Origin of the sequence: Mycobacterium colombiense, from assembly GCF_003284935.1 — a bacterium.
In the GTDB taxonomy this organism is placed as follows: domain Bacteria; phylum Actinomycetota; class Actinomycetes; order Mycobacteriales; family Mycobacteriaceae; genus Mycobacterium; species Mycobacterium arosiense_A.
In genome coordinates this window covers 51,238-63,940 of the sequence record NZ_QMEV01000012.1, presented here as the reverse complement: position 1 = coordinate 63,940, position 12,703 = coordinate 51,238, and the positions used below count along the sequence as shown (strand labels likewise).

Annotated in this window: 8 protein-coding genes and 1 pseudogene; 1 reads left to right on the top strand and 8 read right to left on the bottom strand. The window is 69.1% G+C overall.

What is annotated here, in order from left to right:
• Window positions 1-2: 2 nt before the first annotated feature.
• Window positions 3-1,568 carry an acyl-CoA carboxylase subunit beta gene (locus DQP57_RS08700; protein ID WP_112632623.1) on the top strand — a complete coding sequence of 522 codons (1,566 nt, stop codon included), beginning with the start codon at window positions 3-5 and terminating at the stop codon, window positions 1,566-1,568.
• Window positions 1,569-1,571: 3 nt separating this feature from the next.
• Here the strand turns inward: DQP57_RS08700 and DQP57_RS08695 are convergent.
• The 8 genes and pseudogenes from DQP57_RS08695 to DQP57_RS08660 all read right to left on the bottom strand — a co-directional run bounded on the left by DQP57_RS08695 (window position 1,572) and on the right by DQP57_RS08660 (window position 12,697).
• Window positions 1,572-3,347 (bottom strand): annotated as a pseudogene (locus tag DQP57_RS08695) (acyl-CoA dehydrogenase family protein).
• A 40-nt stretch (window positions 3,348-3,387) separates the two neighbouring features.
• Window positions 3,388-3,834 (bottom strand): FHA domain-containing protein, encoded by a 447-nt coding sequence (locus tag DQP57_RS08690; protein WP_112632586.1) that lies wholly within the window; start codon window positions 3,832-3,834, stop codon window positions 3,388-3,390.
• A 114-nt stretch (window positions 3,835-3,948) separates the two neighbouring features.
• The gene (locus DQP57_RS08685) at window positions 3,949-4,464 is read right to left on the bottom strand and encodes a hypothetical protein (RefSeq protein WP_112632585.1); all 516 of its coding nucleotides are present in this window, start codon (window positions 4,462-4,464) and stop codon (window positions 3,949-3,951) included.
• Between the two features lie 166 nt (window positions 4,465-4,630).
• Entirely contained in the window at window positions 4,631-7,870 is a 3,240-nt protein-coding gene (locus DQP57_RS08680) for an arabinosyltransferase domain-containing protein (RefSeq protein ID WP_112632584.1), read from the bottom strand.
• On the bottom strand, window positions 7,867-11,193 hold the full coding sequence (locus tag DQP57_RS08675) for an arabinosyltransferase domain-containing protein (protein ID WP_112632583.1): 3,327 nt from the start codon (window positions 11,191-11,193) through the stop codon (window positions 7,867-7,869). Before DQP57_RS08675 ends, DQP57_RS08680 begins: the two co-directional genes overlap by 4 nt.
• A gap of 78 nt (window positions 11,194-11,271) precedes the next feature.
• The gene (locus DQP57_RS08670; RefSeq protein ID WP_112632582.1) at window positions 11,272-11,895 is read right to left on the bottom strand and encodes a maleylpyruvate isomerase family mycothiol-dependent enzyme; all 624 of its coding nucleotides are present in this window, start codon (window positions 11,893-11,895) and stop codon (window positions 11,272-11,274) included.
• A complete protein-coding gene (locus DQP57_RS08665) occupies window positions 11,892-12,377 on the bottom strand; it encodes an SRPBCC family protein (protein ID WP_112632581.1) in 486 nt (161 codons plus the stop codon). The genes DQP57_RS08670 and DQP57_RS08665 overlap by 4 nt, the downstream gene beginning before the upstream one ends.
• The gene (locus DQP57_RS08660; protein WP_112632580.1) at window positions 12,374-12,697 is read right to left on the bottom strand and encodes an ArsR/SmtB family transcription factor; all 324 of its coding nucleotides are present in this window, start codon (window positions 12,695-12,697) and stop codon (window positions 12,374-12,376) included. Before DQP57_RS08660 ends, DQP57_RS08665 begins: the two co-directional genes overlap by 4 nt.
• Window positions 12,698-12,703 lie beyond the last annotated feature (6 nt).

The following is a 12,703-nucleotide window of genomic DNA, read 5'->3' as shown; positions in this document are numbered from 1 at the left end:
AGATGGCGCCGGCCCCCATCCAGCACACCACAGCCGAGAAGCTGGCCGAGCTCTACCGTCGCCTGGAATTGGCCAAAGAGCCCGGCGGTGAGAAGGCCGTCGCCAAGCGCGACAAGAAGGGCATCCCCAGCGCCCGCGCCCGGGTGCACGCGCTGGTCGATCCCGGCACCTTCCTCGAGACCGGGGCGCTGGCCAAGACACCGAACGACCCGAACGCGCTCTACGGCGACGGCTGCGTCACCGGCCACGCCATGATCGACGGCCGGCCCGTCGGGGTGTTCTCGCATGACCAGACCGTGTTCCAGGGCACCGTCGGCGAGATGTTCGGGCGCAAGGTCGCGCGGCTGATGGAGTGGTGTGCGATGGTCGGCTGCCCGATCATCGGCATCCAGGACTCCGGCGGCGCCCGCATCCAGGACGCCGTCACCTCGCTGGCGTGGTACGCCGAGCTGGGCCGCCGCCACGAGGCGTTGAGCGGGCTGGTGCCGCAGATCTCCCTGATCTTCGGCAAATGCGCTGGGGGAGCGGTGTATTCGCCGATCCAGGACGACCTGCTGGTCTCGGTGCGCGACCAGGGGTACTTCTTCGTCACCGGGCCCGACGTGATCCAGGAGGTCACCGGCGAGGAGGTCACCCTCGACGAGCTCGGCGGCTCCGACGCCCAGGCCCGCTACGGCAACATCCACCAGGTGGTCAACTCCGAGGCCGAGGCGTTCCAGTACGTGCGCGACTTCCTGTCGTTCCTGCCGTCGAGCGCCGTCAGCGACCCGCCGATAGTCAACCCCGGCCTCGAGCCGGAGACCACACCGACCGATCTGGAGCTCGACTCGATCGTGCCGGACTCGGACAACATGGCCTACGACATGCACGAGATCCTGCTGCGGATCTTCGACGACGGCGACTTCCTCGACGTCGCCGCGCAACACGGCCCGGCCATCATCACCGGGTTCGCCCGGGTCGACGGCCGCCCGGTGGGCGTGATCGCCAACCAGCCCATGCACCTGTCCGGGTCGATCGACAACGAGGCCTCCGACAAGGCGGCACGCTTCATCCGGTTCTGCGACGCGTTCAACATCCCGCTGGTGTTCGTGGTGGATACGCCCGGCTTCCTGCCGGGTGCCGAGCAGGAGAAGAACGGGATCATCAAGCGCGGCGGCCGGTTCCTGTACTCGGTCGTCGAGGCCGACGTGCCGAAGGTGACGATCACGGTCCGCAAGTCCTACGGCGGCGCCTACGCCGTGATGGGCTCCCGGCAGCTGACCGCGGACTTCAACTTCGCTTGGCCGACCGCGCGCATTGCGGTGATCGGCGCCGAGGGGGCCGCCCAGCTGCTGATGAAGCGGTTCCCCGACCCCACCACCCCCGAGGCGCAGCAGATCAAGAAGGACTTCATCGAGGGCTACAACCTCAACATGGCGATCCCGTGGACCGCCGCCGAACGCGGCTTCATCGACGCGGTCATCGATCCGCACGAGACCAGGCTGCTGCTGCGCAAGTCGATGCGGCTGTTGCGGGACAAGCAACTGTGGTTCCGCACGGCACGCAAGCACGGCCTCATCCCGATCTAGGCCTTAGAGCCGAAGCGAACCGCCGAGCAGTTCGTCGAAGCGCTCCAGCGCGTCGTCGGACTCGTCGTCGATGCCGCGCAGTGCACCGCGATCGGCGAGATAGCGCTGCGCTTACAGCCCCGCGACGAGCGCCTTGCGCTCACCGCCGCGGGTTTCCCGTTCCCACGCGGCCTGCTCGATCAGCAGTGCGCCGGCGTAGACGTCGCCCATGAATTGGGCCAGCGGGAACAGCCGGGCCTCGGCCGTCTGTCTGTCGAGCTTGGTCCACGCGGTGATCGCCGCGTCCAGGTCCTCGATCCGGCCGGCGACCAGCCGGGTGGTTTCGCCGTCGTCGGCGACCGAGACCGCGTCGCGCAGCCGCGCCAGCAGCGTCTCGTGCGCGCGGCTCTGCTCGATCCCGCGCCGCACGTCCAGGCACAGGATGTTGTCCGGCCCCTCCCAGATGGTGTTTACCTGCGCGTCACGCAAAAGCCTTGCTACCGGCCAGGTCTCGATATAGCCGTTGCCGCCGTGGATTTCGATCGCGTCCGACGCCGCGGTGATTCCCAGCCGGCACACCTTGAGCTTGGTGACCGGCACGGCGATGCGTTGCCGCATGCTGCGCGGTTGACGGTGGTTGGTGGCGCCGGTGCCGTCGAACACCAACGCCTGCGCGGCCTCGACGTCGACGATCATCTCGGCGAGCTTGCGCCGCATCAGGGGCTTGTCGATGAGCGCGCCGCCGAACGCCTGTCGTTGCCGGGCGTAACACAGCGATTCGACCAGGGCGCGCCGCGCATTGCCGAGCCCGAACAGGGCGATGCCCAGGCGCGCGGCGTTGGTCAGCTCCATCATGCGGCCCAGGCCCTTGCCGTCCGAGGGGCCCGCGGCGTCGTCGGTGGGCTCGCCGGACAGCAGAAACGCCTCGGCATCGACGAATTCGACCTCGCCGGAGGCCACCGAGCGGGTGCCCAGCTTGTCCTTGAGTCGCCGGACCCGCACCCCGTTGCGGGACCCGTCGCGGCGGGTGCGCAGCACCAGGAAGTTGGCGACGCCCCGCGAAGAGTCCGGTGCGCCTTCGGGTTTGGCCAGGACGACGAACGCTTCCCCGGCGCAGTTGGACGCAAACCACTTGAAGCCGTTCAGCAGCCACGAGTCGCCGTGACATGTGGCGGTCGTCTCGAGCGCTCCCAGATCGGAGCCTCCGGTGCGTTCGGTCAACAGCTGCGCGGTCTCACCGGCCCATTCGCCGGAGGCGAATTTGGCCAGCACGTGCTCGGCCACGTCGGGCGGCGCGTAGGCCGCCACCAGGGACTGGACCATTCCGCCGCCGGTGCCCAGCGCGCAGCCCATGCCGATATCGGCCTGGTTGAGCAGGTAATTCGACGCGAACATGGGCAGCGACGAGCTCATCTTCGCCGCGCGCGCCTCGGTGCGCAGTGCCCGCTGGGCGTCCAGGACCGCCCGCTTGGACTGGGTGAAGGAGGCCGGCATGACCACCTCGCTGATGTCGTGACCCCATCGGTCGTAGCGCTGCAGCTGCGGCGGGTTGCGATCCGTCTCTTCGGCCCACCGCGCCACCGGGCCGCCCATCAGCTCGCCGATGCGGGTCAGATGGCGTTCGGCCAGCTCCAGTTCCTCCGGCTCGAGGTAGTAGGCCATGGTGAACTGCAGCGTGGGATCGGTCAGGTACCAGTTGAGCCCCACGGCGCCGCGGTAGTTCTCCGTTGCGTAGCGCCGCGACTTCTCCTCGGTGGAAAACGGCAGCCGGTCCACCGCCTCTGCGGCGTAGTCGCTCATGGGGGAGACGCTACGCGCCGAGCCGGGCGCAGCGTCGGTGTCACGTCGGCTGGGCGGTGAGGAAAAGCAGCCGGAAGTTCCCGACCTGGAGCACGTCCCCGTGGGCCAGGACCGCCGAGTCGACGGCGGCGCGGTTGAGGTAGGTGCCGTTGAGGCTGCCGAGGTCGACGACGCGGAATTCGCCGTTCTCGGAGCGGAATTCGGCGTGCCGGCGACTGACGGTGATGTCGTCGAGAAAGATGTCGCTGTCCGGGTGCCGGCCCGCGTTCATGACCGGCTGGTTCAACACGAACTTCGCCCCGACGTTGGGGCCCCGCTTCACCACGAGCATGGCCGAACCGCGGTCCAAAGTCGCCGCCGCGTCGGCGACAGCCGATGACATGTCGATGTCGTCGCGGGCGTCGGCGCGCAGCAACGAACCCATGTCGCCGGTGGCGTCATCCGCCGCCGCGATTCGCTGCTGGCTTGTGTCCTTCGACGCCGACACCGCTCCCCCCTCACCAGACTCCTCGGATACCCCCATCGCAACATTTGACAAAAACGTCAAATAGGGCCGGAAGTCCTTGCTTCACCTGTCGCCGCTTGGGCGGGTGGGCGGTGGCTAGGAACCCACCGGCACCACGAACTCGGACGTATAGAACTCCACCGGGTTCTGCGAGTTCGCATTCGGCCGCTCGATAATCAGCCAAACGCCGGTGGTGCCCGGCCGAATGGTGTCAGCAACGGTCGCCGATCCGATTCCCGCGCCGTCGGTGACCATGCTGGTAAACGCGGTGCCCGGGTCGCCGGGCCCGCAGGTCGAGGAGGACGGGCGGGGTTCTTCAATGAGGCCGACGTCGAATTGCGTGCCCGGCTGCGTCGCGTCGACGAGATGCACCTCGGCGACGGCCCTGGATCCGCTGGTGCGGACGACGGCCGAACCGGTGCCGAGCGTCGAGCTGGGCACCTTGGGGGCGATGCTGATCTTGCTGAAATCGCATCGCCGCAGATAGTTGTCGAAAACGACGGTCGTGCCGCCGCCCTCGGCGGACGCGGTGCCAAGCGCGGTGCCCGCGGCCGGGGCGATGACCGCGGTGGCCGCGGCCGCGCAGGTTCCCAGGCGTGTCAGCGTGTGCATTCGGCCCCTCATTCCGCGGTGTGAACTGGATCACAGTGAAATGAGTATTGACCCAAAAATCGCCAAAATAAACCTCTGACCAGTAATTACTGGGGCGTTAATTCCAGGCGATATGCCGCCGGAAAATAACGGCGGCGCAAAGGCATTTGCACCATTTCGGCGCCCGTTACGGCTTGATGCGGATCGGTCCGGGTGTCCACCATCCGGTGCGGGTGGCGGTGCCCAGGTCGAGCTGCGCGGGGTGCGCGTCGGCGATCGTGTCGAATTTGCGCAGCGATCCCCAGTCGCGGCCCCAGTCGTGGGACAGGTACGTCGACATCACGTGGGCCCGCAGCAACAGGTCGGTGATGCCCAGCAGGCCGCCGTTGACGCCGTCCTGCCAGGTGTCGGTGTCCTGCTTCTTGGCGTTGTAGTCCGGGGTGATGCGGAACTCCGGGATTTCGGCGACGCCGTTGGAGTGCAGCATCGGCTGCTGGCAGGGGAACGCCAGCCCGACCGCCCAGTCCATCAGCACCGGCCGCTTGGAACCGACGAACTCCTGCAGCGAACGCAGCTCCGGCACCCGCGGCGGGGTCAGCGCGATCCAGTCGTCCGGCGTCAGGGACAGGTCCTCGGCGACCACCCGCACCGCGACTGCGTCCGTGGGCATCTCCGATCGCGCGAAGCGCAGGTTGCGCCACACCTTCGGCTGCTCGCCATACAGGTCGTAGGGGACCAGGCGCCCGGCCGGCTGCACCGCGCCGCCGGGGCCGGGCCTGCCGAATTCCAGCTCCACGGTCTGCCCGCTGGTGTGGCCGTGCAGGATGCTGTTGCCGGCGATCGTCCCCGCGGCGGTCACCACCACCAGCGGGTGCCCGTCATCGGGCCTCGGCAGCTGGTACCACGCCGAGGTGAGCCTGCTCTGTTGCTGGGCGCCGGTGGTGTAGCTGCCGGCCAGTGGCACCCGGCTGGGGTCGAGGCCATACGGCAGCGGCATCGTCGAGCCGTTGACGCCCGGGGTCTTCAGCTTGGTCGGCGCGTCCCAGTCGTAGTCGGTGCCGGGCTGCGCCACCTCCGTCTCCTTGACCGATTCGGCCAGGGTGCGGTCCGGGACGCCGTTGGGGCTGAAGCCCGTCGGGTTCACCCCACCCAACGGCCCGAGCGGGCCGTAATTGTCCGGCTCCCCTGTTTTGACAGGCACCATGAAGCCGGCATTGCTGTCCGGCTCGACGAGCACGTCGTCGGCCAGCCCACAGCCGCCGCTGAACTCGCGCAGGTTGTCCCAGGCGTTGGAGTAGGTGGGGTACTGCCGCACGATGCCGGCCACCATCGAGGCGATGAAGACCAGCGCCATGAAGCCGGCCGCGAGGGGGATGGGCGCGGCGGTCAGCGCCCGCGCCAGTCGTCCTTCGCCGCGGTCCCGAGGCGCGAAATGCAGGTACGCCGCGTACAGCGCGACAATGACGAACAGCGCGAAAAATACTGTGCTGATGCTGATTCCGTGGATCCTCGGCATCACGTTGTTGAACGGAACACCGAAGCTCGACACGTACCACCAGCCGTTGGTGGTGGCGAAACACAGCGCCAGCACGAACAACAGCGCAGCCAGGAATGCCATGCGGTTACGCGACCAGCGCAAGCTCTCGTGCGACACCAGCACCGTCGTCAGCGCGGCCATCGCCGCTCCCACCGCGGCGAACAGCCCGAAGTGGTGCACCCACTTGGTGGGGGTGAACATCAGGAAGAACATGGTGCCGAAGATGACGCCCATCAGCCGCCAGGCCGGCCCGCGTGCCACACCGGGAACTCGCTTGCGCCGCAACATGATAAAGACCGCGGTGAACAGGCACAGCGCCGCGATGAGGAAGCCGAACCGGCGCGACAGCGACCCGTCGACGGTGGGCAGGATCAGGTAGTAGTAGCGCAGGTTCTCGGTGTACCAGGCCTGGCTGGGGCCGATCGAGGTGCGAATCCTGGTGGCTTCCAACACCGTTGACAGCGTCTGATCGGCGAACACCACGGTCAGGATGACCGTGCCGGCGGCCAGCATCGGCGCCACCAGTGGCCAGGTCCCGACCAGGCGATGGCGCTTCACCAGAATGCGCAGGATCGGGCGGCCACCGGCGACCAGCGCGGCCACCGCGATCAATCCGGTCGGCTGCACCCCGAGCGTAAACGCGGCGGTGATGACGGCCAGCGCCGCGGGCGTCAGCCGGCTGTAGCGCATCGAGCGCTCGATCAGCACGTAGGTGATCAGCGACCCGACGGCGATGATCGGCTCGGGGCGCAAGCCGTTGTCGAACGGCATCCAGGCCGTCAGCAACACCATGCCCGCCGCCCAATTCGCCGGCTTGCTTGCGGCGACGGCGGGTCCCAGCCGCGGCAGCACCTCGCGCGAGAGCAGCAGCCAGCACACGATTCCGGCGATAAGGTCCGGCAACCGCATCCACAGGCTGGCGTCGGTGACATGGGTCATCAGCGCCAGCAGGTTGTAGTACCAGCCGAAGGGGTCCTCGGGGCTGCCGAACCAGCGGAAGTAGTTCGACATGTAGCCGGCGCGGTCGGCGACGCGGGCCATGCCCAGGATGTAGCCGTCGTCCGACGAGTTCGCCCCGATCACATGCCACAGCACGAAGCCGGAGATCACCGTGACATCGGCCAGCGTGAACGTGCGCCAGTTCGCCGGAATGAGCCGGCGCATCCGGTGACCGTCCAGCTGATCCAGCCGCCACAAGGCGATCAGCGCGACGATGGTGGACACGATGGCCAGCACCATCGCGGCCAGCTTCAAAGTCGTTGGGGTGGTGGAGAACCGGGTGTCGATGGTCGCCGAGAGCTGCAGACCGGCCGGGGCAGGCCCGCTGAGGTCGGTGAACACCCCGACGATCTGGGGCCGCAGGTTAGGGTCGGGGAAGCCGCCGCCGAGCGGCTTGCCCGCCGGATCGTTCAGCCCGACAAAGGTGGCGAAGGCGCCCGCCTTCGTCGACGTGATCTCGATACGCTGACATTGCGGCGACTCCACCTGGTCGCGGGCCGCGCTGGCGATCACCACGTTGCGGTCGGTGACGTCGACGCGCTTGCCGTTGACGACCACGAACAGCGCGTTGAGAGCGGCGTCCTTGCCCTTCTTGGGCGCCGTGCTGAGCACGACCCCGCCCTCCGGCGGCAGGCCGCGCACCGCCGAACACGGCACGGTGACCTTGACGTCGACCGGGGTGAGCGAAATCAGCGGCGCGGTAACGCTGTTCAGCTGGCCGTTCTGCGGCCAGTTCAGCGTGGCGGTGGTCTGCACGACGGGCAGCAGTGGGGTGGCGGTCGACAGGATGAAACCGATCAGCCCGGCGATCGTCGCGACCCAGCGCGTCACGCGCACGTCTTGGCGGGCTGCCGTCTGGCCCGCGTGGTTGTCGACGGTCGTGACGCTCATGGGAGTGCCCGAATCGGTCCCTGGCGGCTCCAGCCGTGCACAGTCATCACACCCTGTTCGATTGCGGCGTCCGGCGCCTGATCAGCCGGCACCAACCGGAAGTACTGCTCCACGGATCCCCAGTCACGATGCCAGTCGCCACGCAGGTACGTCGCGATCGTGGAGGTACGCAGCATCGTCTGAGTGATCAGGAACGGCCCCCCGTCCTCGCTGGCCTCCCACCCGTTCGACGACGACGCCGTCTGCTTGTGATCGGGCAGGATCCGGTACGCCGGAAGTTCCGCCACGCCAAGGTGTTCCGAGAACGGATGCTGGCAGGGGAAGTTCGCGGCCGTGGCGATGTCCATCAGCACGGGTGTGCGCGATCCCATCAACTGCTGCAGGGTCTGCAGCACCGGGACCCGCGGCGGGGTGACCGCGAACCACTGATCCGAGCTCAGATTCGGGTCGTAGGCGACGATCCGGGCCACGTTCGCCTCGGGCGGCGCCCAGGTCAGCGGGAACCGCAGGTTGCGCCATGCCGGCTCCGGGCCGATGTCGATCGGATACACCGCTGCCAGCGGCTGGGTGGTGCCGTCGGGACGGGCGACGCCCCACTGCAGTTTGAGCTGCTGCCCGTAGGTGAAGGTGCCGTCCTCCTTGTACGACCAGATGGCACCGGCGGCCGTCACCACGACGATCGGGCGGTCCGGGCTACGCGGCGGCAGCTGGTACCACGCCGAGGTCGCGGTGGCGGCCAGCGAATTCTCGCCGTAGCTGCCCATCACCGGGGTGCGGGCCGGGTCCAGCCCGAACGGCAGCGCGGCATGGGACCCGTTCACCCCGACCGGGCCTCTCCCGCCGGCCGTGCCCGCGGAGTCGCTCATGGTGGCATTGGGTTTGTTGGGCGACCCGGTGGAATTCACCACGCCGGGCTTGGTCACCACCGGATACGACCGCAGGTCGTCGCCGACGCCGTCGGGTTTGAAGCCGACCGGGTTGACCCCGCCCAGCGGGCCGTCCGGACCGAACGTCTGCCCGGGCGCCGGCTGCAGCATGCCCGCGTTGGGGTCCGGCTCGGCCAGCACGTCGTCGGCCATGGCGCAGCTGGTCGTCGACAACCCCGAACTGATCGCCGCGAAGTTCGCCTTGCCGATGGTGTAGAGCGGGTAGCGGAGCACCGCGCCCTTGGTCAGCGAGGCGACCTCGCCGACGACCATGATGGTCGCGACCACCAGCAGCGGCGTCGACGCCAGCACCCGGTTGCGCCGGTTGTCCTTGACCTCGGTGTGCCCGGCGTAGTCCATCCGGAAGTGCTGCCAGGCGGCCAGCAGGCCGGTCGCGATCGACAGCGCCAGGAACATCGACGTCACCGGGTGGCTCGCGATGACCGGCTGGATGTCGTACCACGGAACCCCGTAGTTGCCGACGTAGAACCAGCCGTTGACACCGGAGGTCGCCACCGCCAGGACGAACAGCAGCGCGGTCACGTACAGGGTCAGGTTGCGGCGGTTGTGCAGGCCGATGCGGGCCAGGGCGAACGCGGCCACCGCGCCCAGCGCGCCGGCCAGCCCGGCGAACGCACCGAACTGGACCGCCCACTTGGTAGGCGTGAACGTCAGCAGCAGCAGGCCGAAGGCGGTGGTGCCGATCAACCGCCAGGCCGGCCCGCTGGCCACGCCGGGGATCCGGCCGCGGCGCAGCAGGGTGACCAGCATCCCGAACATGCACAGCAGCAGCACCAGCACGGCGAATCGCCGGGCCATCGATCCGTCGGGGTTGGATTCCACCGTGAGGAAGTAGTAGCGCAGCCAATCCTGGTACCAGGCGATAGTCGGGCCGACCTTGTACTTGATGCGGGCCGACTCGCCGACCGTGGCCAGCGTCTGACTGCGGAAGACCACCACGAGGATCAGGGACGCCGAGGCGGCCAGCACGGCCAGCGGCGCGAGCAGGCCGTCGCTCGGCCGGCGGCGCCGGATCGTCTGGGCGACCGCGCGTGCCCCGGTCAGCAGCGCGGCGACCGCGATCAGGCCCTGCGGTGCCAGCGTCGCGCTGAGCAGCGCCACGATGATGGCCACCGCCGCCGGGGCCAACCGCCGCGGCGCGATCGCGCGTTCCACCAGCATCCAGGTGACCAGCACGCCGAGGGCGATCAGCGGTTCGGGCCGCAGTCCGTTGTTGAAGGGCAACCACGCCGCCACGAACACCGCGCCCGCGGTGAAGACCGCTACCCGGTTGGCCGCCAGGCCGCCGCGGCCCGGTCCGAGCCGGCGCAGCACCCAGTGGCTGATGATCAGCCAGCACCCGATCGCGGCCAGCGTGGCGGGCAGCCGCATCCACACGCCGGCCGTGCTCACCGAGGCCATCTTGGCCAGCAGGCTCAGATACCAGTCGAAGGGCGCGTCCGTGGCGCCGAAGTAGCGGTAGTAGTCGGCGATGTAACCGGCGCCGGGGGCGACGCGGGCGATGCTCAGGTTGTAGCCGTCGTCCGACGAGGTGGCGCCGATGACGTGCCACACCAGCAGCGTCGCGATGACGCCGGCGTCGGCGATCCACGTCGCGATGCCCACCCGGCGCCAGTTGGCTAGGTGCGTGCCCGGGCGATACCTGGAGAGCCAGGCGATCGGCGAGCGCCAGTTGAGCATCGTGCTGCCGCCCCGGCTGCGCCGGTCCAGCACCGCGAGCGCGACGATGGCCGTCAGCACGGCCAGCGCGCCCAGGACCATCACGATTTCCTTGAGGACCGTGGGCGCGGTGATGAATCGGGTGTCGATGTCGATGCGGGCCGACAACCCCGGTCCCGCGGGCACCTTCAAGTCGGTGAAGAGGCCGCCGACCTGCGGTTTCTTCTCGGGCGACAGGATGCCGGACGCACCCGGTATGCCGACGAAATCCGCGCCGGTCGCGCCGGCGTCGGCCCAGGCGTGCAGCACGCTGCAGCCCCCGGCCGCCACGGCCGAGCGTTGCGCGACCGCGGCCACGGTGTCGCGGAACGCGACGACGACGACGTCCGTGTTCGCCCGCACGAACAGCCCGTTCTTCCCGGCGTCCATGCCGCCGGGCGGCAGGGTGGAGACCACCAGCCCGCCGCTCGCGGGCAGGGTGGCGATGTCCGCGCAGGGAATGGAGATGTCCAGCGCGCGGGGCGCCCCCGACACCAGGGGCGCGGTGAGCTGGCTGACGTGCCCGTCCGTGCTGCCCTGCGGCCACAGAACCGTTGCGGTGGTCTGCCGGACCGGGAGCAGCGGAACGGACAGGCACAGCAGCAGGCCCACGATTCCCGCGATGGCGGCCACCGACCGGGGGATCCGCTGCGATCGCTCTTTACCGTCGTGGGGCACGAGGCTCGATCGTAAGCGACGCGGCTTTGTCCGATGAGGACGCGGGGCCGCGGGGGAGCAGACCTGGGGGATCGACGGCTATCCGCGGACCCGGGCCGCCAGCGTGGCGACCCCCGGACCGTCCAGGTCGGCCAGGGCGGCCGGACGCCCGGTCATGGCCAGCAGGAGTGCCTCGCCGGGGCCCGTCACTTCGGGCCCGTCGCCGTGCGTCCACTCGACGTCGGTGGCGCGCAGGCGCAATCCCCGGATCCTGCGTCCGGCGCCGAGTCGGGGATTGCCGGGCACCAGGGGAAGGATCCGCGCGAGCCGATCGGGCGGCACCTCGCGCGGCCGGTCGAGCGCGCGACGGATGTCCTGGTGATGGATGGTGCCGTCGACGAGCGCGATCATCCCGCCGAAACCCGCTGTCAATCCCCGTGGTTCGAGGTGGCTGCGCAGGAACTCCAGCAGCTGCTGCGGGGTCAGGTCCGCAAACTCGTCGACGCCCACCTGGTTCGCCCGCACGACCGCGCCTTTGGCGAACCGTTTCAGCAGGCCCAGCGCGCCCAGCTCTTCGTAGCTGATCACATGCGCGACAACGTCTTTCACGTTCCATCGGGTGCACAGGGTGGGGGCTTGCCAGTCTTGCGGTGTCAGGGTGGCCAAGAATTCCGCGAGGTCGGTCCGCTCGGCGCGGGCCATGGCCATCAGGTCGGAGCTCATCGCGCGTCACCACCGATGAACAGCTCGGCGTACCGACCGAGATACAACGGCCAACCCGCGTCGCCGTCGACGCCGTCGGCGACCGACTCCCAGCCCGGCCCGTGGCGGTCCAGATGGCGGTGTTCGAGTTCGACCCGGGTGCGCTGATCGGACTCGGCGGTGAAGCGGACGTCGACCTCACTCGTCCTGGCCGGGTCGGTTTCCAGCTGCCAGGTGGGACCGATGTCCCAGCTGAACACCACGCGGTGGGGCGGTTCGTAGACCAGGATTCGCGCCCACCGGCACACGCTGCCGTCGACGCCCCGGTCGTAAATGTGGCCGCCCACTTGGGGTTCGAACACCGTCTCGGCGATCGGGACCGCCAGCAGGTTGTGCTCGCGCGGCTTGAACGCGCCGAACCGCTCGGTGAAGACGGCGAACGCGCGCTCGATGGGGGCGTTGACGACGACGTGGTGGTTGACGTTCGGAATCCGCTGCGTCATGTTGTTCCTTCGTTCATCTCGTCGATGGTCTGCGCGTAGCCGGCCAGCGCCTGCGTCCAGAAGCGGTCGAGATCGGCGCGCAGCGCCTGCAGTCCGGCGGGATCGAGCTGATAGACCCGACGGGTTCCCGCGGCGCGGTCGCGCACCAGCCCGGCGCATTTGAGCACCTTGAGATGTTGGGACACGGCCGGTCTGCTGACCGGCAGGTCGCGGGCCAGCTCGCCGACCGCCGACGGGCCGTGGGCAAGGCGCTCCACGATGGCCCGCCGGGTCCCGTCCGCCAGCGCCAGCCACACGTCACCGCTTTGGTAAGTGACCACGAACCG

Bases quoted from the DNA above. Each gene is read 5' to 3' on its own strand.
- DQP57_RS08700 (WP_112632623.1), top strand. From the start codon at position 3: ATGGCGCCGGCCCCCATCCAGCACACCACAGCCGAGAAGCTGGCCGAG.
- DQP57_RS08685 (WP_112632585.1), bottom strand. From the start codon at position 4,464: ATGCACACGCTGACACGCCTGGGAACCTGCGCGGCCGCGGCCACCGCG.
- DQP57_RS08680 (WP_112632584.1), bottom strand. From the start codon at position 7,870: ATGAGCGTCACGACCGTCGACAACCACGCGGGCCAGACGGCAGCCCGC.
- DQP57_RS08670 (WP_112632582.1), bottom strand. From the start codon at position 11,895: ATGAGCTCCGACCTGATGGCCATGGCCCGCGCCGAGCGGACCGACCTC.
- DQP57_RS08665 (WP_112632581.1), bottom strand. From the start codon at position 12,377: ATGACGCAGCGGATTCCGAACGTCAACCACCACGTCGTCGTCAACGCC.